Origin of the sequence: Streptomyces sp. Tu 2975 (assembly GCF_009832925.1) — a bacterium.
GTDB lineage: Bacteria > Actinomycetota > Actinomycetes > Streptomycetales > Streptomycetaceae > Streptomyces.
In genome coordinates, this window is the sequence record NZ_CP047140.1 from 1,285,721 (window position 1) to 1,305,452 (window position 19,732).

General features: G+C 70.7%; 18 protein-coding genes and 1 pseudogene. 12 read left to right on the forward strand and 7 right to left on the reverse strand.

All coding sequences use genetic code 11. The features are described from left to right. Nucleotides 1–77 precede the first annotated feature (77 nt). From GLX30_RS05590 to GLX30_RS05615, 6 genes and pseudogenes are all read left to right on the forward strand, one after another. Nucleotides 78–569, forward strand: coding sequence for a hemerythrin domain-containing protein (locus GLX30_RS05590; RefSeq protein WP_159684268.1), 492 nt, complete (start codon nucleotides 78–80; stop codon nucleotides 567–569). A 179-nt stretch (nucleotides 570–748) separates the two neighbouring features. Next, a complete protein-coding gene (locus GLX30_RS05595) occupies nucleotides 749–1,489 on the forward strand; it encodes a restriction endonuclease (protein ID WP_244258019.1) in 741 nt (246 codons plus the stop codon). Nucleotides 1,490–1,548: 59 nt separating this feature from the next. Then, nucleotides 1,549–1,791: a DUF6411 family protein gene (locus GLX30_RS05600; protein ID WP_159684272.1), complete on the forward strand. Its 243-nt coding sequence runs from the start codon at nucleotides 1,549–1,551 to the stop codon at nucleotides 1,789–1,791. A 98-nt stretch (nucleotides 1,792–1,889) separates the two neighbouring features. Further along, entirely contained in the window at nucleotides 1,890–2,426 is a 537-nt protein-coding gene (locus GLX30_RS05605; protein ID WP_159684274.1) for a VOC family protein, read from the forward strand. Beyond that, on the forward strand, nucleotides 2,419–3,222 hold the full coding sequence (locus tag GLX30_RS05610; protein ID WP_159684276.1) for a MerR family transcriptional regulator: 804 nt from the start codon (nucleotides 2,419–2,421) through the stop codon (nucleotides 3,220–3,222). Before GLX30_RS05605 ends, GLX30_RS05610 begins: the two co-directional genes overlap by 8 nt. A gap of 108 nt (nucleotides 3,223–3,330) precedes the next feature. After that, nucleotides 3,331–3,986, forward strand: a pseudogene (locus GLX30_RS05615) (GNAT family N-acetyltransferase). Between the two features lie 156 nt (nucleotides 3,987–4,142). Here the strand turns inward: GLX30_RS05615 and GLX30_RS05620 are convergent. After that, nucleotides 4,143–4,382: a hypothetical protein gene (locus GLX30_RS05620; protein ID WP_159684277.1), complete on the reverse strand. Its 240-nt coding sequence runs from the start codon at nucleotides 4,380–4,382 to the stop codon at nucleotides 4,143–4,145. Nucleotides 4,383–4,602: 220 nt separating this feature from the next. Between GLX30_RS05620 and GLX30_RS05625 the strand changes: the two genes are divergently transcribed. Continuing rightward, nucleotides 4,603–5,880: a hypothetical protein gene (locus GLX30_RS05625; protein ID WP_244258020.1), complete on the forward strand. Its 1,278-nt coding sequence runs from the start codon at nucleotides 4,603–4,605 to the stop codon at nucleotides 5,878–5,880. Here GLX30_RS05625 and GLX30_RS05630 read toward each other — a convergent pair. Both GLX30_RS05630 and GLX30_RS05635 read right to left on the reverse strand, forming a co-directional pair. Next, entirely contained in the window at nucleotides 5,868–6,320 is a 453-nt protein-coding gene (locus tag GLX30_RS05630) for a DUF6336 family protein (protein ID WP_244258021.1), read from the reverse strand. The genes GLX30_RS05625 and GLX30_RS05630 overlap by 13 nt on opposite strands. A 145-nt stretch (nucleotides 6,321–6,465) precedes the next feature. After that, complete coding sequence (locus GLX30_RS05635; RefSeq protein ID WP_159684280.1) at nucleotides 6,466–7,053, reverse strand: isochorismatase family protein; 588 nt, start codon at nucleotides 7,051–7,053, stop codon at nucleotides 6,466–6,468. 234 nt (nucleotides 7,054–7,287) lie between these two features. Between GLX30_RS05635 and GLX30_RS05640 the strand changes: the two genes are divergently transcribed. Beyond that, nucleotides 7,288–8,097 (forward strand): N-formylglutamate amidohydrolase, encoded by an 810-nt coding sequence (locus GLX30_RS05640; protein ID WP_159684282.1) that lies wholly within the window; start codon nucleotides 7,288–7,290, stop codon nucleotides 8,095–8,097. Between the two features lie 43 nt (nucleotides 8,098–8,140). Here the strand turns inward: GLX30_RS05640 and GLX30_RS05645 are convergent, their stop codons facing one another. Beyond that, nucleotides 8,141–10,018 (reverse strand): rhamnogalacturonan lyase, encoded by a 1,878-nt coding sequence (locus GLX30_RS05645; RefSeq protein WP_244258022.1) that lies wholly within the window; start codon nucleotides 10,016–10,018, stop codon nucleotides 8,141–8,143. A 392-nt stretch (nucleotides 10,019–10,410) separates the two neighbouring features. On the opposite strand from GLX30_RS05645, the gene GLX30_RS05650 reads away from it, so the two are divergent. From GLX30_RS05650 to GLX30_RS05660, 3 genes are all read left to right on the forward strand, one after another. Further along, nucleotides 10,411–11,508 carry a hypothetical protein gene (locus tag GLX30_RS05650; RefSeq protein WP_159684284.1) on the forward strand — a complete coding sequence of 366 codons (1,098 nt, stop codon included), beginning with the start codon at nucleotides 10,411–10,413 and terminating at the stop codon, nucleotides 11,506–11,508. Nucleotides 11,509–11,843: 335 nt separating this feature from the next. Continuing rightward, the gene (locus GLX30_RS05655) at nucleotides 11,844–12,440 is read left to right on the forward strand and encodes a dihydrofolate reductase family protein (RefSeq protein WP_159684287.1); all 597 of its coding nucleotides are present in this window, start codon (nucleotides 11,844–11,846) and stop codon (nucleotides 12,438–12,440) included. A 110-nt stretch (nucleotides 12,441–12,550) separates the two neighbouring features. Further along, nucleotides 12,551–13,768, forward strand: a complete 1,218-nt coding sequence (locus tag GLX30_RS05660; RefSeq protein ID WP_159684290.1) for a glycosyltransferase — start codon at nucleotides 12,551–12,553, stop codon at nucleotides 13,766–13,768. A 516-nt stretch (nucleotides 13,769–14,284) separates the two neighbouring features. On the opposite strand, the gene GLX30_RS05665 is transcribed toward GLX30_RS05660, so the two are convergent. Further along, on the reverse strand, nucleotides 14,285–16,171 hold the full coding sequence (locus GLX30_RS05665) for a cellulase family glycosylhydrolase (protein WP_159684293.1): 1,887 nt from the start codon (nucleotides 16,169–16,171) through the stop codon (nucleotides 14,285–14,287). Nucleotides 16,172–16,306: 135 nt separating this feature from the next. Between GLX30_RS05665 and GLX30_RS05670 the strand changes: the two genes are divergently transcribed. Further along, entirely contained in the window at nucleotides 16,307–16,570 is a 264-nt protein-coding gene (locus GLX30_RS05670; protein ID WP_159684296.1) for a GlsB/YeaQ/YmgE family stress response membrane protein, read from the forward strand. A gap of 90 nt (nucleotides 16,571–16,660) precedes the next feature. On the opposite strand, the gene GLX30_RS05675 is transcribed toward GLX30_RS05670, so the two are convergent. Together GLX30_RS05675 and GLX30_RS05680 are read right to left on the reverse strand one after the other, a co-directional pair. Further along, on the reverse strand, nucleotides 16,661–18,709 hold the full coding sequence (locus tag GLX30_RS05675) for a cellulase family glycosylhydrolase (RefSeq protein ID WP_244258023.1): 2,049 nt from the start codon (nucleotides 18,707–18,709) through the stop codon (nucleotides 16,661–16,663). 244 nt (nucleotides 18,710–18,953) lie between these two features. Beyond that, complete coding sequence (locus tag GLX30_RS05680) at nucleotides 18,954–19,679, reverse strand: GntR family transcriptional regulator (protein WP_159684299.1); 726 nt, start codon at nucleotides 19,677–19,679, stop codon at nucleotides 18,954–18,956. Nucleotides 19,680–19,732: the final 53 nt, after the last annotated feature.

A 19,732-nucleotide genomic window follows, 5' to 3' on the forward strand; every position in this document is an offset into this window, starting at 1 on the left:
GCCCGTCCCGGCACGTCTGACGTGCGCGGAAGCGGGTATGCGAGCGGGCGACCACCCCAACGGATCGAGGAGTCGATATGTCGTCAGCGACCACCGATGTCGTCGAGCTGATTCTGCGGGACCACCGCACAATGGAGGAGCTCTTCCGCACCCTGCGCAGCGCCGAAGCCGATCGCGCCGCCGCTCTGCGTGAGTTCTCCGCTCTTCTCGTCGCCCACTCGGAGGCAGAGGAGGACGAGGTCTATCCCGCACTACGGCGCTACAAGAACGTGGACGGCGACGATGTCGAGCACGGGGTCCACGAGCACGAGGAGGCCAACGAGGCCCTGCTCGCGCTGCTCGAGGTGAAGGACACCATGTCGGAGGAGTGGGAGGAGAAGCTCGAAGCGCTCGTCGCGGCGGTCAACCACCACGTCGACGAGGAGGAGCGGACGCTGCTCAACGACACGCGCGAGAACGTCGCCGACGACCGCCGGGCCGAGCTGGGCAAGGCCTTCCTCGAGGCCCGGGCCAAGCACCTCGACGCCGACTGCGGCAGCGTCGACCACGTACGCGAACTGGTCGGCTGACGCGCCGGGGCCCGGTGGCTCGTACCACCGGGCCCGGCCGGTGAAAGCCGGCAGGCGGGGCATACGGCCTCCATGAGTGATCTTGTTACAGCCGCCGAGGGCGGTGACCGGCACATATGACCGTTCACTTCAGGAGCCCCGGGCGCGAGAGGCGGAAACCGGCTTTCAGCATCCGGCAGTTGGTCCTCTTCTTCGGACTCGTCGCCATCATTCTCTGCGCCGTCGGGCTCACGCTGAAGCTCATCGTCAGAGCGGCCGAGGAACGGCCCGCGGCGGCGGTGGCCGTAGCGGTCGCCCTGTGTTCGGCAGTTGCGGGGCTGGGCAGCGCCCGCCGTCGCCGGACGGCCAAGCGGCTCGCCGAGGACCTCTCGGACCTGACGCACCACGCCGCCGGCACGAGCGCGGCGGAAAAGGTGCGGACACCTGCCCCGGTGTCCGAAGGCGAGGAAGCGCCGGCGACGTTCGAGGCGGACGACCTCGCGGCCATGGACCCCGCCGACTTCGAACAGGCCGTCGCCGCGCTGTGCGAACGCGACGGCTGCCGGGACGTCCAGGTCGTCGGAGGTGCGGGCGACCTCGGCGCGGACGTGATCGCCACCACACCGGACGGCAGGCGTGTCGTCATGCAGTGCAAGCGCTACGGCCCGATGAACAAGGTCGGATCCCAGGAGGTTCAACGCTTCGGCGGCACGTGTTTCGCCGTGCATGAGGCGAGTGTGGCGGCCGTCGTGACCACGGGCGAGTTCACGCAGCCTGCGGCCGAGTACGCCGAACAGTGCGGGATCCGCTGCTTCGACCATCAGAGCCTCGTCGCCTGGACCGACGGCAGCGGGCCGGCCCCGTGGGAGGCGGAACCGCCTTCGGCGTCCGCCGTCCCCGGCACCGGACACGCGGCCGAGGACGGCATTGCCGGCAACTGAACGCGTGCCGACTCCTGCCGCGGGCAAACGGCAGAAGACCTACGACCCTTGGAGTTCCCATGATGATCGCCGGAATCATTGCAGTGTGCGTCGTCCTCGCCGTGCTGGCGTTCCTCCTGCCGCGCCTGTCGCGCCACCCCGAGCGCGGTACGCAACGCACCCTCGGCCTGGGGTCCCGTGCGGGCAGCAAGGCCCCCGGCTTCCTGGGCCGGATATTCAGCAAACCGTTCCGCAGCAGCTCCCGCGCCGTGAGCCGCAGCGGTTCCGCGGGCCGCCGCACCCGCGGACGTATGCCCTTCTAGGGGCCCTCGGTCACAACGTCCGTCGCATCGTCGGGGCGGGACGGAATTCGTGGACGCGGCTTGACCCTCACGTTGCGTGAGGCTGAAAGGTGGGGTGCATGAGCGACTACTACAACGCGTTCGAGACGAGTCCCGTGCCCGCTCCCGGCCCGGATGCGGTTCCGCCGGAGCTGTTCCGCGGCATCTACGGAATGCCCGCGTTCGTGACGATCCCCACGAGCGACCTGGCGGCGTCGGTGGACTTCTGGATTCGCGGGCTCGGGTTCTTCGAGCTGTTCAGCATCCCCGACAGGCTGGTCCATCTGCGCCGGTGGGCGTTCCAGGACGTACTCCTCGTCGCGGCGGCGAGCGCTCCGGAGCAGGCGCCTGCGATGAGCGTCAGTTTCTCGTGCGTGCTCAGCCAGGTCGACTCCCTTGTCGACTCCTGTCGTGCGTTGCGCCCGCACTCGGTCGACGGTCCACGGGACACCCCCTGGAACACCCGCGATGTGGCCGTGATCACCCCCGAGAACGCACGGATCGTTTTCACTGCGGCGAAGCCCTTCGATCCGGCCAGTGAGGAGGCGCGGAACCTTGCAGCCATCGGGATCACCCCACCGGGCGTCGTTCGCGGCGACAATGAGGAGCATGCCTGATGCCACTGACACCGATGGCCTGACGGTCGGTCAGGTCTCGACGCGTGTGGGCGTGACGGTCCGCGCGCTGCACCACTGGGACGAGATCGGTCTGGCGCGACCGTCGCTGCGCACGGCCGCCGGATACCGGCTCTACACCGCCGGCGATCTGGAACGCCTGCACCGCATCGTCGTCTACCGTGAGACGGGTCTCGGCCTGGACAGGATCCGGGCCGTCCTGGACGACTCGACCGCAGACGTGCCCGGCGCATTGCGCGCGCAGCGCACCCAGGTTGCTGAACGGATCGACCGCCTCCAGCAACTCGGTGCCGGACTGGACCGGATGATCGAGGCACACGAGCGCGGCCTGCTGCTGACCGTCGAGCAGCAGGCCGCGATCTTCGGTCCCCGGTGGAACCCGGACTGGCCCGCCCAAGCCCGTCAGCGCTACGGCGACACGACGCAGTGGCAGCAGTACGCCGAACGATCGGCCTCTCGCGGTCCGGAGGAATGGCAGGCCGTCGCCGACGAGGTCGCCGACTTCGACCGCGCCCTCGTCGATGCGATGGACGCCGGCGTCACACCCGGTAGCCCGGAAGCGAATCAACTCGTCGAGCGGCACCGCGAGGTCTTCGCTTCGTACTTTCCCCTCACCAGGCAGATGCAGGTCTGTCTCGGCCGCATGTACGAGGCCGATCCGGGATTTGCCGCCCACTACGACGGCATGCGCGCCGGCCTTGCCGCATGGTTCCGTCGCATCATCGACGCCGGCGCTCGCGCTCACGGCGTCGACCCCGACACCGCGACCTGGCAGTAGAGCGCGGGGCCGCACCGTCTCACTGCCCTTGACGGGTAGGATCCGGGAGTTTCAGCGGCCTCGAACGGGGCGGCGGGCGCAGTTGCGTGACCGTTCGAGGGGGACGACATGACTCAGCAAGGGACCATCGCGATGGAGCGCATGGATGGACCGGCCGCGGTTCAGGCCGAGGACGCGTTCAAGCTGATCTATGCCGAAGCGTTCGCCGAGCCTCCTTACAACGAGACCGAGGACGACGTCGCCTCCGCCTTCCGACGCTTCCCCGTAATGGCTCGGCACCGCACCTTCCGCGCCGTGTTGGCCCGTACCGACGACGGCGAGCCGATCGGCATGGCGTACGCCACCCGCTCGCGCCCGACGCGGTGTGGTGGGACGAACTGACCGAGCCGGTGCCCGACGACATGCGGCGCGAGGACGGGCACCGCACCTTCGGGCTCATGGAACTCGCCGTGCGCGGACCGTGGCGCGGCCAGGGTGTTGCGCGGCGTCTGCACACGACGCTGCTCGACGTCATCGGGGCCGAGCGGGTGCTGTTGAACGTCCACCCGGCGAGCGAGGCGGCGTCGGCCGCTTACCGGGCGTGGGGATACCGCAAGATCGGCGAGGCGCGGCCGCGGGGCGAGGGCGCGGACCTCCATGACGTGATGCTGCTCGACCTGCGCCGACCAACGCTCAGGCCGGCCCGAAGCGCTACGGGGTGTCCGGTGTCTCGTCCCACGCCCGCCTCTCGGCGTGCCGTAGCCAGTGCAGAAACCACTCCGTGAACGACAAGGGGCCCGTTCGGCCGACCAGTTGTATCGGCACCACACCTTCGCCGACGGCCCGTACGTCTTCCCACACGGTGCCACGATGAGGGCCCGTGACCACGAGGAGCGAGTAGTACCCGCAGCCCCGGTTACTGATGCCGAGCGTCCCCTCGGTCAGGGCGTCGTGGAGCTCGTATCCTCCCGGGCCTGCCAGGCGGTGTACGCGGCGGCGAAGGCATCGTCGTCGGGGTGGTCGTCCCGCCGGGGCTCCGCGCACCGATGCTCGTCGAACTCGGCGGTCAGCTCGAACGTGTGGCCGTGCCCGTGGCTTTCGGCACCGAACACCGCCCGCCACTGCGGCGCCCTCCGCAGCCCCAGCACCCGCTCCCGCACCCCTGCCCAGGTCCCGCCCATCTCTCCCCCTCCGGGATCACGTCCACCGATCACCGTACGTGGAGGCCCTTGAGGGTGCGGACGGCGGCGACCATCTCGAGCTGAGGGCCGGGAAGAGCGTCCTGGGCTCTCCAGACCGTCACCCCCCTGACCTGCACGAATCGTGATCCTTCCGTGCTGGTGCGGTCCCGCCCGCAGCGAGAACCACGGCTGCACATTGCAGGCACATGGGGTGGGGATCGTGAAGACCGCAAGACACTGGAAAGCCGTGCTGGGACTGCTGCCGGCGCTCATCGGCACGGCAGCGTGCGGCACGGGCAGCACCGCGGAGACCGGAGAGGCGGTGTACGGACGGCCGCTCGCCGAGCAGTTCCACGCGGCGACCGAGGCCACACAGCAGGCCGGCACCGCCCGCTTCGTCTCCACGCTGACGTACGCCTCGGCCGGCGGAGAGGCCGTGCACCGGACCAACGGCGGCCAGGACTACGCCGCGAGGACTTCCCACGCCGCCCTCGTACTCCAGGTCGCCGAAGGCTTTCCTGAAGACGCCGCCAAGTACATCGGCGAACCGGGCAAGGCCGTCCAGCAGACCCTGGCCACCGCGGCAGACGCCGTTTACGTCCGGCGCGAGGACTCCTCCTGGCTCCGCTACACGCCCGCCGCGTTCAACGAACTCGGTGCTTCCGCCAATGAACTGGCCGCGCACACCCCCGGTGAAGTGGCGCCGTACAGCGGCACCCTCGCCGATCTCGTCCCCCGCACCGTGCCACGCGAAGAACCGAAGCGGGAAGCGGACGGTGGCCGCGTCTACCGGGTGACCGCTCTTCCCGAGGTTGCGGCCGAACTGCTCCCCTCGGCCGTGAAATCCGGTGACAACGGCTGGGGCTCGAAGCCGGTCCAGATGTCGGTCCGGCTCGATGCCGAGGGACGACTGTCCGAAGTGAGCGCCGACCTGGGCCCCCTGCTGGAGAGCCTGCACAAGGACAGGATCCTCGTCGGCGTCACGAGCCTGAACGCCTCGTACAGACTCAGCGCTTTCGGCGAACCGCTCCGGTCCCCGACGCCGGGCAAGGACGTCGAGGACGCCGAGAAGGTCCTGGCCCTCATCGGCACGCTCAAGGGCGGCGAATGCGCGTCTTTCACCACAGGACTCACCGCGAAGAACGTGGTACGCCCTGTCGACTGCAGGGGGAAACACGACCTCCGGGTGTTCGCCCAGACCTCTTTGGACCGGTCGTTCCCGGGCCAGGTGGCGATCAAGGACGGGACGGCGTACGCGCAGGAACAGTGCGGCGAGGCATACGCCAAGGCGCCGAGGAACTGGGTACGCGACAGCAGCCGGCCGGGCGCGGTCCATCGGGTCGTCATCGGTGTCCGTCTCCCACGGTGCGGGAGTGACGAAGACTTCGTTGACCGGCGACTACACCTGCTTCGTGGTCACTTCCTGAGCCGCCGGGGCGGCGGCGCCGCGGATCCCGGCTCTCGTGCGCGGCGGCGGCAACCGTCTCAACTCCCGTAGAGCCAGTCGCCGTACGCCGCGTCGTCCACGAGGTGGTAGAGGCCCCAGGCGCCCGGGAAGAGAACGAGGGCGAGCACCCCGGTCCGCACGAGCGCAGGCGCCATGATCGTCACCGCGTCCGTCTGACCGACGAGGGTGCGCCGGTCGCGCCAGCGCCTGATGTCACCGGAGCACACCGCCCAGAAGAAGGCTCCGAAGACGATGCCGGTTCCGGCTGACACGGCGGAGAACCCCGCCACAACGGCCAGGAACGTCTCGCGGTCATGGTGGTCCGTGACGAAGAGCATCGTCGCGGCGAGCAGAACGATCGCGGCGATCCCGTGCGCGGCGCCGCGCACGAGGACGTCCTTGAGGCGCAGCCTCGGCAGGCGGACGCCGTCCTGATCCGTGGCAGGTCGAAAGGCCGGCGAGGAACCGGTCCGCCGGGTGTCTGCTGTCATGGCCGGCACGCTACCGGAGCGCCTCGGCAAGCCTGTCGTGCGGTTCGACGACCGCTCGGCGGAGGGGTGTCGCGTGGGTTACCTCGCGACTCGTCGCGTCGTCGCGTCGTCGCGTCGCCCCGGCTGGACGGTTCGGTTCCGGCCGTCAGCGGAGCCGCTGAGGACGAAGGGCCGTGAAGTGCACGTCCGAAGCGTGTGCCGTGATCTCGACGTCGCTCCCCAGGGCCCACTCGGCGACCCGTGAGACCGTGGCGGCGGGAATCGCGTCGCTGATTCCGGGCGCTGCCGGGATGTTCTGCGTCGCATGCGCGTCGTGCGGCAGGACGACCCGGTAGCCGAGCGCGAGGGCCGTGCGCGCGGTCGCCTGGACGCACATCTCCGACATCACACCGCAGACGGCGAGCGACTTGACGCCCGAGTCGGTGAGCAGGCTCCCCAGCGAGGTCCGTACGAAGCCGTCGTCCTGGGGTTTGCGGATCACGACCTCTGCGGCGCAGTTGCGGACGGGATGGTGAAGCTCCCAACCGGGAGTGTGCGGTTCGTCCTCCGACCCGGCGGGCCCGTCGTTCTGCAGATGGACGACGAGCGCCCCGCTCTTCCTCGCCCGGGCTATCAGGTCGGTCGTCCGGTCCACCAGGCGGGCCGCGTCGGGGACTGCTCCGCCGCCGGTGACGAATGCCGACTGGACGTCCACCACGATCAAGGCCTCCACGGGGAGGAGGAGATGAGTCATGCGGCCCATCATGTCCGTCGCCGGCACGCACCTCCACCGGATTGCGGGCCGCCCTCGCGGGCACCGTCGCGGCCGGACCGTCGGGTCCGGCAAGGGCTCCGGCCAGGGGTCGTTGTCGGACCCCGCCGATAGAGTCGGTGGAGATCGTCCGCGCTGTCACGGCGACCGGACATCCCTGGGCGGAGAGGCGCGCTGCCTCCCCGAGTTCGAACCACCCACCACAAGGAACACCGCGTGAACGACACCAGCACCCCGGCACCCTTCCAGCTCCTGCCCGGAGCGGCCGACTCCCCCGTGATTCTGCACGTCCCGCACTCCGCCCGGGCCGTGCCCGACGACGTACGCGCCGGCATAGTGCTGGACGACACGGCGCTCCAGCTGGAGCTCGACCACATCACCGACTCCCACACCGCCGAGATCGCCGCGGGTGCCGCCGGGTCCGCGGCCGTCGCACCCTGGCGCTTCGTCAACGGGCTCTCGCGTCTCGTCGTCGACCCCGAGCGCTTCCCCGACGAGCGGGAGGAAATGCTCGCGGTCGGCATGGGCGCCGTCTACACGCGGACCACGCACCGGGAGCAGTTGCGCCCGTCGGCCTTCGACCCGGCAACGTTGATCGCGAACTACTTCGTTCCGTACGCGCGGGCCGTCGCCGAGGCCGTGGACGCCCGGCTGGACGCCGTGGGACGGGCGGTCGTGATCGACGTGCACTCGTATCCGACCGAGCCCCTCCCGTACGAGCTGCACGGCGACGGACCCCGGCCCCCGGTCTGCCTCGGCACGGACTCCTTCCACACGCCCCCGGAGCTGCTCGCCGCGGCGCGGAAGGCGTTCTCGGGCTTCGGCGGCACCGGGCTGGACAGCCCGTTCGCGGGGACGTACGTCCCGTTGAAGCACTACGGCCGGGACCGGCGGGTCGGAGCGCTGATGATCGAGATACGCCGCGACGTCTACATGTCGGAGCCGGGCGGCCCCGCCGGCCACGGCCTCGAGGCCCTGGCCGCGGCGCTCGCCGAACTCGTGGACGCGGTGGGGGCGTCGGCCTGAGCGCAGGTCCCGGGCCGTCGGGCGGCCCGGGACCCCGCCGCCCTCACCTCCCGAGGAAGTAACTCGGGTGCGGCGGCTGGTTGTACGCCGTGTTCTGCCAGGCCAGGCCCGTGCGGTACATGCGGTCCTGGAGCAGGGTGGTGAACCGCTTGTCCGTCTCGATGGGTGTGGAGTAGATCCGCAGGGCGGTGTCGCCGGCCGTCGGCCAGACGACTTCCTCGCGCCAGTCGCCCAGGATGTCGCCCGAGAGCGACGGAGTGGACTTCGTGCCGTTGTTGGAGTGGACGCCGGACGCCGTCAGCAGCCTCGTCTCGCCGCTCGTGCCGTACTTGTCGATGCGGGTGCCGTCGAGCAGTTCACGCGTCGTGTCACCGTCCCACCAGGCAAGGAAGTTGACGGACGACGGCTCGCGGCCGCGGGTGCTGCCGTTCTTGTCGCGGACGGAGGAGTCGGCCGCCGACCACATCTCGGCGCCGGAGTTGCCCGCCCAGATGTCGCCGGCCACCCCGCGGCCGTTGTCGCTGCCCGATCCGGTCTTCCAGCGGACGCTGCCGTTCGCCGGGTCGATGTACAGCGAGGACGGCCGGCTGGTGGACTCGGAGACCTTGAAGTACTCGAGGCCCGGGTCGTCAGGGTCCAGGTCCGCGAGGTGCTGGGCGTCGCCGTGGCCGGTGCGGGTGGTCCACAGCCCGCTGCCGTTGTCGTCGACGGCCATCGCACCGTAGACGATCTCGTCCCTGCCGTCGCCGTCCACGTCGCCGATGGACAGGCTGTGGCTGCCCTGCCCGTCGTAGCCCTTGCCCTGGTTGGTGGAGCTGTTGGTGTCGAACGTCCAGCGTCGGGTGAGTTGCCCGTCCCTGAAGTCCCAGGCGGCGATGACGGACCGGGTGTAGTAGCCGCGGGCCATGATCAGGGAGGGAGTGCTGCCGTTGAGGTACGCCGTGCCGGCGAGGAAGCGGTCGACCCGGTTTCCGTAGCAGTCGCCCCAGTTGCACACCGTGCCGCGGGCCGGCACGTAGTCCACGGTGGAGACCGCCGCTCCGTCCGAACCCCGGAACATCGTGAGGTACTCGGGACCGGTCAGGATCCGGCCCTCGCTGTTGCGGTGGTCCGCACCGGAGTGGCCGATCACCGTGCCCTTGCCGTCGCGGGTTCCGTCGGCGGTCTTCATCGCCACCTCGGCCCTGCTGTCGCCGTCGTAGTCGAAGACCTGGAACTGCGTGTAGTGCGCGCCCGACCGGATGTTGCGGCCGAGGTCGATGCGCCACAGGCGGGTGCCCTCGAGGGTGTAGCCGTCGACGATGGTGTTGCCGGTGTAGCCGGCCTGGGAGTTGTCCTTGGAGTTGGTGGGGTCCCACTTGAGGACGATGTCCAGGTCTCCGTCGCCGTCGAGGTCGCCGACGGAGGCGTCGTTGGCCGCGTAGGCGAAGCCGGAGCCGCCGGCCGGTGCGGAGATGGGTACGTCCAGGTATCCGGCGCGCAGTTGGACGGCGTGTGCGGAGAGGCCCTGCTCCTGGCCGTTGACGACGGCCTTCACCTGGTAGTCGGCGTGGGACGGCGCGTTCTTGTGCCGGAAGTTCGTCGAGCCCGTGATCGGCTGGTCGTTGACCTTCGTACCGGCACGGTAGACGTTGAACGCCACATCGGCGGGGTCGCTTGCCAGCAGGCGCCAGCTGACGAGGTTGTCCGCCCCGTCGTGGACGCTGACCGGTCCGCGGTCCAGGTTCTCCGCCTGCACGGTGGCGGCGGCCGTGACCGGACCGGTGGCGCCGGCGGTCGAAGCCGGGGAGGCGGACGGGGACGAAAGGGCGAACGAGAGCGTGGCCGCCCCGCCGAGGACCAGGCCGCCCGCAAGGCCTGCTGCCCCGATCCTGCGCAGAAATATCGGGCGCCTGTGGCGGCCGTAGAGTCCGATTCGCACGTGTCCTCCTGAGGTCGGCGGTGGAAGTCCGGGCCGTTGCTGCTCTGTCGGTCGCCGCCGACTGTGGGAAGGTTGCCGCCTCCTTCGTGAAGAAGTCCCTTCGGTACGGCAGGTGTTGGGGCGCACCGCCGATCGCCGTACCCGCATTCCTCGCGTGTCGCGTCGCCGTTTGACGTGACGGGTAGGGTCGGGCCGACGTGTCGCGTCGCCGTTTGACGTGACGGGTCGCGCCGGGCCGGGTCGGGTCGGGTCCGGGGGGCGGCCCGACGCCGTGGTGGTCGCGGCCTTCCGGACATCGTTGCTCTGCGACAGACTTGGGGCTTGGGCAACCACAGGCTCCGGCGCCGCCGCCCGGCGGGTGACCAGGCGCTTCCGTGGAGGGGGACTCTGCGATGGCCGACGAACCGACCGACGCACTGCCCGACGACGAGGTGCTCGCGGCCGTCGCCGAGCACCGGGGACGTTCGGGCGACCCGGAATCACAGCGCTTGGCGCACAGCGCAAGGATCGAGCACCAGCCTCTCCTCGACTGTACTGTGACCCGCTGCATCGAGTCGCGGACGACGGGCGAGCAGACCCGCCCCGCACCGTTCGACCTGTCGGGACGCCCGGTCGTCGACGACCTGGACGCCTATCGGCCGGATCTGCCGAAGAACCCGCGCCGGCGTGAGACCGTGCACGTCGTTCTGGACGGTTCGGTCCGTGAAGTGCCGTGCCGCGATTGCAGCAACGGCAAGCAGCAGTGCCCCAACTGCAAGGGAACGGGGCGCCTGCAGTGCGAGCCGCAGGTGCCGTGCACGGACTGCAAGAGCGTCACGTCCTGCACCAAGTGCCGCGGGCGGGGAGGATCACGCAAGGCTCCCGTGACACCCGTGGCACCGCAGAAGGTGAAGCGGCCCGGCGTACGTGTCGACTGCGCCCTGTGCGAGGCGACCGGCACGGCGTGCCCGCGCTGCCTGGGCTGGGGGAAGACCCTGTGCACCGACTGCGGTGGGGACGGCAAGGTGAAGTGCCGGCACTGTGAGGGGCGGGGACGGTGGAGCTGCGACACATGCTCCGGCAAGGGGCGCCTCACCGCCTGGCGGGGTGCGACCATCACGCGGGCGCCGGAGGACGAGGACGTGACTCCGCCGCCGCCGCGTGCGCCGTGGATCATCCGGTCACGGTTGAAGGACAGGGGTGCGTGGCGGGAGACCGTGATGGGGGCGAAGGACCGGTTGCCCGAGGATCTCGCCGCTCACCATCGTTCCGCGATCGAGCGGAGCCTCGTCAGGAAGAAGGGTGAAGTGACCCGGCAGGTCTCGATCCGTCACCTTCCGCTGGCGCGCGTGGTGCTGGCGGAGGAACAGGACCGCGTCTATTACGTCTACGCGGGCGTGACCCGGCCCCAGGTGACCTGGATCCCGTCGCGCCGCTGGGTCTCACGTGTCGCTGCGGGGGCCGCCGCCGCCATGACGACGGCCGTGCTCCTGTTCGTCACGCTGCGCTGAGAGCGCGGCTCCCCCGGCTCCCCGGTCCCCGTCGGGTCAGGTCGTCGTCGCCTCGAGGGCCCACGACCTGCCCGGAAGGCCGCCGCCGGCGCCGGGGCAGATCCACGCCCAGCTCACCGGATCCGCTCCGCGCAGCCCTCGGCCGACCTGGCCGGCCAACGGGGCGGACGGGGGTCACTGTCGGGGTCGCGGGCCTGCGGCAAGATCAACGTCCATATGCTGGTGATGGAACGAGAGTTGGGCGTCCATTCCTCACGGCGCGCACGCGCGCGTTCCGACTCGACGTACCCGCAGTCCGACCCGCAGCCTCATCCTTCTCACAGAATCGACAGTCGATGCGAAAGCTGACCTATTACATCGCCACCACCCTCGATGGCTTCATCGCGGGCCCGGACGGCAGTGACCCCACCGGTCCGAGCGGCTTCTGGCCCATACCGGAGGACTACATCCAGCACCTCGTGTCCGAGTACCCTGAGACGCTGCCCGTCCAGGCCCGGCAGGCACTGTCCGTCACGGCGGAGGGCACGCACTTCGACACGGTGCTCGAGGGGCGGCGCAGCTACGAGATCGGCCTTGCGGCCGGTCTCACCGACGCCTACCCCCACCTGCGTCACCTGGTATTTTCCCGGACGCTGACCGAGAGCCCGGACCCGGCCGTCGAACTGGTCGCCGACGACCCGGTGTCGACCGTGCGCGAGCTCAAGCAGCAGGCCGGCAAGGACATCTGGCTACTCGGTGGCGCCGAGCTTGCGGGCTCCCTGTACGCCGAGATCGACACGCTGATCCTCAAGGTCGGCCCGCTGACCATCGGCGACGGGATCCCGCTGTTCTCCCACAAGGCCGTCTTCGACCCGCACAACTGGACACTCCAGGACCACACCGTTCTCAAGAGCGGCGCGGTGTTCCTCACCTACGGGCGCGTCAGCAGCTGAGCGCTCTCTGCCACGCGCCACGCGTGGCGGGTGGCGCGTGGCAGAACCCGGCCGTACCCGGGACGGTCGGTCCGGCCCAGAAATCCTTGAGGAAACAGGAGATCCAAGAAGTGCGTGTGCTGTTGTCGACGTACGGGTCGCGCGGGGATGTCGAACCGCTGGTGGGGTTGGCCGTGCGGTTGCGGGAACTCGGCGCGGAGGTGCGGGTGTGTGCGCCACCGGACGAGGACTTCGCGGAGCGGCTGGCCGGGGTCGGTGTGTCCATGGTGGGTGTCGGGCAGTCGGCACGCGCGCTGACGACTGCGGCGCCACCGCCGTCGAAGACCAATCTGCCGCAGCGCGCGGCGGAACTGATTGCCGGTCAGTTGCGGGTCGTACCCGCGGCGGCCGAGGGGTGCGACGTGCTGGTGGCGACGGGCGCGATGCCGGCCATCGCCGGGGCGCGGTCGGTGACCGAGAAGCTGGGCATCGGGTACGTATCCGCGATCTTCCAGCAGCTGACCCTGCCCTCGCCGCAGCGCCCGCCGCTGGCGTACCCGGGGCGGCCGTTCCCGCCGGAGGTGACCGGCAACCGGGCGCTGTGGGACCTGGACGCCCAGAGCATCAACGCGCTGTTCGGTGAGGCGCTCAACACCAACCGGGCGTCTATCGGCCTACCCGCGGTGGACAACGTCCGTGACTACGCCTTCGGTGACCGGCCGTGGCTGGCCACGGACCCGGTGCTGGACCCGTGGCTAAAGACGCCGGACCTCGACGTCGTACAGACCGGCGCGTGGACGTTGCCCGATGAGCGGCCGCTTCCGGCGGAGCTGGTGGCCTTCCTGTCTGCCGGCGCGCCACCCGTGTACGTGGGCTTCGGCAGCATGGCCGTGCGCGCGGGGGCAGATGCGGCCCGGGTCGCCATCGAGGCGGTGCGCGCGAACGGCCGCCGGGTACTCGTCGGGCGTGGCTGGGCGGAGCTGGGCCTCGTCGACGACCGGGACGACTGCTTCGCCGTCGGCGAGGTCAACCATCAGCAGTTGTTCGGGCGGGTGGCTGCCGTCGTGCATCACGGTGGCGCGGGTACGACGACGACGGCCGCTTGGGCCGGCGCTCCACAGGTGGTGGTGCCCCAGTTGGCGGACCAGCCGTACTGGGCCGGTCGGGTGGCCGAGCTGGGCATCGGCGTGGCCCACAACGGTCCGGTGCCGACCGTCGAGTCCCTGTCGAGCGCGCTCAAGACGGCCCTGGACCCCGAAACCGGCGCCCGGGCGAAGGCTGTGGCCGGCATGGTCCGCACCGACGGGGCGATGGTGGCCGCGCGGCTGCTGCTCGACGCCGTCAGCTGAGCAGGGTCGGGACGAGTCCGCGCGAAACCCGCGGACTCGTCCTGCCAGGGACAGTGCCTGCGCCGGGTCGAACCGCCGACTCGGCGCGAGCTCGACTTCGGCAACCCGGGCACCACCAATGCGGACGGCACCACCCGCGTGGCCCGGTCCTTGATCCACTGGGACAAGCCTGCTCAAGGTCACCTCGTACGTCATCATTCCGGATCTACACGATCGCCGATCCTGCGGGTGCCTCTGTCCCCTTCGAGGAGGACGAGTCCCGAGGCCCGCTCCGCCGACGGGAGTTCCTCTTCCCTCATGAGCCTGACGCGTACCGAGCCGTCCCGCCCCAAGCCGGGCGATACGCCGTCCGCCCTGATGTCTTCCACCCTCAGGCCGTCCCCCGGCGCCTCGTCCGTCGGTTCCAAGTGCGCCCGTTCTGCTTTCGCCGGTGCCGAATCCATCGGCGCTGACCACGCACCGTCGCCGCTCGTACGCGCCCCGATCGCCGGCCCGCCGTCGTCCCGGCCGCCCGCCTCAGCCCAGCCCTCCCGCCCACTGCGTCAGTTCCGCACGGGCCGCCCGCAGCAGGTCGGCGGAGGGCGCCGTCGCGCCGTCCGTCACCAGCGCGACGTGGAGGTCCGGGTCGCCGCCCTGCGCCGTGAGAAGGAGGCGGCGGCTGCCCGTGCCGCCCGGTTCGGGGGCCACCGCCACCGGCGTGCCGGGTTCGTACGAGGGCAGGCCGTGCAGCGCTCCCAGGTCGGAGACCACCGTCGTGCGTGCCGGGTCGAACGACGCCGGGAGGTGGAGCTCCGTCGGGGCGGGCGTGCCGTCCGGGCGCCACAGCAGTACCCCGTACCGGCCCGTGCCGACCAGCTCCGCGAGGCGTGGCAACGAAGGGGGTACCGGGTTCCAGGTGAGTGTGGTGGAGCCGTCGCGGGATCGGTCCTCGTAGCTGAATCCGACGACGCGGCCCGCCGTCGCGCTCGGATAGAGGCGGTCGAGGAGCCGTGCGTCCTGGCGGAGCACGGCGGCGCCCGAGTCGTCGAGACGGACGGCGGACAGGTCCTCGTCGTTCCAGGCGTCGCCCTCGGTCAGGACCTTGTCGGGGTTGCCGTTCATGAGCTCGTGGTGGCGGCCGTTGTAGATGTCCCACTGCCACTGCGTACCGGAGAGGACCTGGCCGGAGTCCTGCGGCCGTGACCACCAAGTGCCGCCCGGGAGCCGGGAGTCGAGGGCCTGGTACATCGCCTTCAGCACACTCGGGGCCTTGTCGGCGACCGCACCCGCCAGGGGGTGGCCGAACTCGCTGACGATGCCCGCCGTGCCGGCGCCGGCCGCCCGGTCACGCACGGTGGTGAAGTCGCCCGCGTACTGGCCGTTCTTCGCCTTGCCCCACATGAAGACGCCGGAGATGGCCTTCTGGTCGTAGAAGTGTGTGTTGAAGACGTAGCGGGGGCCGAGGGAGGAGCCGGCGTCGAGGAGGCCGCCTTCCTGCCGCTGGAAGTCAAGATTGGCGTTCCAGAAGAGGTTGGGTTCGACGAAGGCGGGTTTGTCGCGCCAGCCCGCCTCGTCCATCCGGGCGCGGAACTTCTCGTAGAACGGCCAGAGCAGGTCCCGTTCCCAGGCGCGGCTGCTCTGACCCGGTTCGTACGTACCCGGGTGCGGTTCGTTGTACGGGTCGAATCCGGCGATGCCCGCGAACTCCACGGGGGTGAGGTGCTCGGCGAGGTACTCCATCACCGTCCGGGCCGTGGTGAGGAAGGCGTCCTGGACGCCGCCCCTGTTGTGCCAGAAGTCGTACGTCTCCCGGGTGACGGCCTTGTTCTGCGTGATGTTCTGGCCCCAGAACAAGCAGACTCCACAGGATTCACGCGGGTAGTTCCCCTGTTCCACGGCCCAGGCGGGGGCTCCGTCGCCGGTGTACCAGCTGTCCTCGTGGAAGAGGTGGCGGGAATAGAGGTCCTGGTGGAAGTCGGGATAGACGCGGATCCCGGTCTTGAGGAAGGCGCGTAGCTGTTCGGTGACGGCGGCGAGGTAACGCTCGTCGACGTGGCCGCGGACCGGTTCCGCGTAGGCCCAGGAGAGCAGGAACCTCGCGGTGTTGGCGCCGCCGAGTCCCCGCATCGCGGCGGCGGACTTCTGGGCGTCGGCGACGGAGGCGAAGGGCAGGCCGCGGTTCTCGTCGAGCTTTGTCCCGCCGGAGACGTTGTAGCCGCGCAGCACGACCTCGCGGCCGAGCCCGTCGGTGAAACGACCGTCCTCGACGGTGAGAGTGGTGGCGGCGCGCTCGTCGAACCAGAGGACCCCGGGCGGCCGGTCGGCGGCGGTGGCCGTGGCCCGGGACGCTTCGGCGCTCGTCAGCGAGGCACTCACAAGAACCGCGGCCAGGAGAACGAGCAGACGCGCACGCATCTTCGCCATGCCCCCACCGTGGCTGACGATGCGTCAGCTTGTCAACGCCCGATGCCGTCGGTACTCCCGACAAGGGAACAGGCGTGCCCCGCGCCATGAGGGGCACCCGTATGCAGGACACAGAACAACAGGAAGGGTACGATCATGGAGATTTCCGGCATCATCAGCGCGATCCTCATCGGCACCCTGATCGGTGTGCTCGGACGGCTGGTGGTACCCGGCCGGCAGCACATCGGCGTCCTGTGGACCATCGTCGTCGGGATCGCCGCCGCCTTCCTCGGCACCGCTCTCGCCGCCGCGTTCGGCGTGGCGAACACCGACGGCGTCGACTGGGTCGAGTGGCTGTTCCAGATCGCACTCGCCGCGGTGGGCGTGGCTGCGCTGAGCCGCGTGAAGGCGCTTCGCTGACCTGGAGTCCCTGACGTCGCCCGTGTGAAGTCTTCACCGCCACTGACGTGAGGACCCGAGCGACAGACGCCCGGACACCCGACGCCTCGCTCAGCCCAGCTTCCGGCACAGCAGCGCGTCAGGTGTCCGGGACGAGCCCACGCGGCCGGTGTAAGCGATACCGGCCGCGTACTCGTCGTCCGCGCACTGGCCCTTGAACCGGCCGTGGGCGAAGTCCCCACCGCGGGCCTGGGGCGGACGGTTGTCGCCCCGGTCGAACCAGACGGTGCGGCCGTCGGCGCCGAGCGGTGTCCGGGCCTCGACGCACAGGGCGGCCGAGACGGCTGCTCCGCGAACGCTGTAGCCGGTGAGGAAATGGCCTGTGGGGCACTGGAGCTTGGTGTAGCCCGACGCCCAGTCGCCGCCCGGCGGGACATGGCGCTCGTCGCGCACCACCTCGTACCGTCCGTCGACCGCCCAGAGGTCACGGACTGCCGCGTCGGTGCACAGGCTACGGCCTCCGGTGTGGGCCAGGCCGGCAAGTCGCTGGCCGTCGGGGCACGCCGCCTTGCGGGCGCCCGCGTCCCAGTCACCGGCGGCCCGCATCCGCAGCGACTGCACGACATCGCCGTGATCGGGGCCGAGCATCGACCAGCGGTCCGTCGACGGGACGGGACCCGTGTGCCCCTCCGCGGCGACGAGGCGGCTCCACGCACCGGCGCGCCAGTCGTCGCCGTCGAAGACGCCGATGCGCCGGCCGGCGGAGTCCCAATGGAGCAGGGCCCAGCCGTTGCCCTTGCCTTCCTCGTGCCAGCCGACCATCGGCCAGTACGCGAAGTCGGCGTCCCTGGCGATGAGATGGTCGACGAAGTTCTCGAACCAGGCGCGTGGCTTCTCGCCGTGTTCGTCCCGGCCGCCGATCCCGAACTCGCTGATCCACACGGGCGCGGTGAAGTGCCGTCCGGCCTGGCCGGACACGTAGAAGGCCTGCCGGTCGAGCACGTCGAACAGTTCCTCGCGGCCGAAGTCGCGGTAGCGGTTGTCGGAGGTCTCGCCCACACCGGTGGCGCCGGTGTGGTGGGGGCCGGTGTAGTCGTAGAAGTGGGCGGAGTAGACGAGCTTGCCGGACCGTACGAGCGTGTGGGACAGCCGCTGGACGGGCTCCAGAGTGGGGCGCCCGTGCGGAAGGCCGTCGACGGGGACGCCGGTCCAGTTGATGCCCTCGACGACGATCAGGAGGTCGGGATCAGCCTCCTGGAGGATGCGGTCACCGACGCGCTGCGAGGCGGCGAACCAGTCATGGCGGTCCCCGAGCCCCCAGTTGGGGTCGTCCCAGACCGAGCGGCGCACCTCGTTGTAGAGGTCGGCGCCGACGACGCGTGGCTCGTGGCGGTAGCGGCGGGCCATGAAGAGCCAGTCGGCCTCCCATTCCGCGTCGGTGCGGCCGGCGTTCCAGCGTTCGTTGCCGTCGACACCGCAGCACCAACGGGTGGTGTTGGTGTGGTTGTTGAGGACGACGGCGAGTCCCGCGCCGGTGAGGGCGGCGACGACGGCGTCGTAGACCTGGAGGGGGGTACGACCGCGCAGGGCCGGATTGGCGGCCACCGACGCGTCGGCGACGGGGCGCGGGTCGTGCACCATCTCGTTGGAGAAGGGCAGGCGGACGCTGTTGAGCCCCAGCTCACGGAAGCCGGCGACGATCTCGGACATGGGGGCGCGGTCGAGTCCGAGCGGAACACGGTCCGCCTTCTCGCCCGCGTGGTGGTTCGCGGGGTCGTCGCGGTCGCCGGTCCCGGTCCAGGTACCGCTCGCGCCGTGCCAGTTGCCCGACTTGAGCTTGAAGCGGTTGCCGTCGGCGTCGACGATGTAGCGGCCACGGGTGCTCAGCGGCGGGGTCCAGGCAGGGGCGGCCGGCGGGACGGGGCCGGCGGCGGGAACGCGGCCGGAGGCGAGGGCGGCGGGCGTCGAGACGTGGCCTGGAAGAGGAGCGGCGGCCGACGGGACGGGGATCGCCTCGGGCGGTACGGCCGCGGTCGATGTCGTCGCCGGTGGTCGCGGCGGCGCCGTCGCCTCTGCCGGGATCGCGGCCGCCGTGCTCGCCAGGAGCGCGGCCAGCGCGGTCGCGACGAACGCCTTCACCGTGCCGGGGGATCCGTTCATGACCGACCGTCCGTTTCCGACGCGCGCGTCCCGCGCCGGCCGGTCGACGTGCGCCGGAGCCGGCACGGGCCATGGCTGGGAGGGGTTGAGGGCATTGACATGGCTCCGCCATAGTGGCGGGGTGCGGTCCCCGTGAACAGAGGCATGCCCGGCCAGTCCGTCGGCGGGCCAGGACGGGCGGTGGGGCGGGCCTCCACCCCGGTCGGCACCGAACGGCCGGAGTCCGCAGCCAGGTAGGAGCGCCTCAGCGGGGCGTGCCCAGCTGCCTCCTGGGACCGCGCGCGGCGGACTCCCGCTCCTTCTCCTGCGCACCCTCGGCCCAGAGCGAGCGCACATGCCCGAGGTGGCGGGCCATGCACTTCTCGGCACCTCTCGCGTCACCCGCCAGCATGAGGTCGAGCAGCTCGATGTGCTCCTCGGCGGACGGGATCAGTTGGTCCCGCTCGTCCAGTGCGGTCAGCCCGTACAGCCGCGAGCGCTTGCGCAGATCGCCGACGGTCTCGACGAGCCGGTCGTTCCCGGCGAGCGCGAGCAGGGAGAGATGGAACCGGCGGTCGGCCTCGAGGTAGCCGATGAGGTCGTGCTCGCGCGCGGCGCGCACGATCTCCTCGGCGACCGGCCGCAGCGCCTCGAGGTCTTCGCGGGAGGCGCTGCCGGTGATCCGGCGGACCATGGGGACCTCGATCAGGAGGCGGATCTCGGTGTACTGGTCGAGATCGCGCTCGTTGACCTCGGTGACGCGGAAGCCCTTGTTGCGGACGGGCTCGACGAGGCCCTCCCTGGCCAGGTCGAGCATCGCCTCGCGCACCGGTGTCGCGGAGATCCCGAAGTCCTCGGCGAGGCCGGGCGCCGAGTAGACCTCGCCGGGGCGCAGTTCGCCGGATATGAGCGCGGCGCGAAGGGCGTGGGCGACCTGGTCACGCAGCCGCTCCCTGGCGGTGACGAGGTTGCGCTGCTTCAGGTGGCCCATGGTGGTGGTGTTCCCTTCGCCCTGTGGCCTCGTGGCCGAGAGAGGATCACCAG

Bases quoted from the DNA above. Each gene is read 5' to 3' on its own strand.
- GLX30_RS05665 (WP_159684293.1), bottom strand. From the start codon at position 16,171: ATGGCGAAGATGCGTGCGCGTCTGCTCGTTCTCCTGGCCGCGGTTCTT.
- GLX30_RS05590 (WP_159684268.1), top strand. From the start codon at position 78: ATGTCGTCAGCGACCACCGATGTCGTCGAGCTGATTCTGCGGGACCAC.
- GLX30_RS05605 (WP_159684274.1), top strand. From the start codon at position 1,890: ATGAGCGACTACTACAACGCGTTCGAGACGAGTCCCGTGCCCGCTCCC.
- GLX30_RS05600 (WP_159684272.1), top strand. From the start codon at position 1,549: ATGATGATCGCCGGAATCATTGCAGTGTGCGTCGTCCTCGCCGTGCTG.
- GLX30_RS05655 (WP_159684287.1), top strand. From the start codon at position 11,844: ATGCGAAAGCTGACCTATTACATCGCCACCACCCTCGATGGCTTCATC.
- GLX30_RS05620 (WP_159684277.1), bottom strand. From the start codon at position 4,382: ATGGGCGGGACCTGGGCAGGGGTGCGGGAGCGGGTGCTGGGGCTGCGG.
- GLX30_RS05650 (WP_159684284.1), top strand. From the start codon at position 10,411: ATGGCCGACGAACCGACCGACGCACTGCCCGACGACGAGGTGCTCGCG.
- GLX30_RS05675 (WP_244258023.1), bottom strand. From the start codon at position 18,709: ATGAACGGATCCCCCGGCACGGTGAAGGCGTTCGTCGCGACCGCGCTG.
- GLX30_RS05670 (WP_159684296.1), top strand. From the start codon at position 16,307: ATGGAGATTTCCGGCATCATCAGCGCGATCCTCATCGGCACCCTGATC.
- GLX30_RS05610 (WP_159684276.1), top strand. From the start codon at position 2,419: ATGCCTGATGCCACTGACACCGATGGCCTGACGGTCGGTCAGGTCTCG.
- GLX30_RS05680 (WP_159684299.1), bottom strand. From the start codon at position 19,679: ATGGGCCACCTGAAGCAGCGCAACCTCGTCACCGCCAGGGAGCGGCTG.
- GLX30_RS05630 (WP_244258021.1), bottom strand. From the start codon at position 6,320: ATGACAGCAGACACCCGGCGGACCGGTTCCTCGCCGGCCTTTCGACCT.
- GLX30_RS05635 (WP_159684280.1), bottom strand. From the start codon at position 7,053: ATGACTCATCTCCTCCTCCCCGTGGAGGCCTTGATCGTGGTGGACGTC.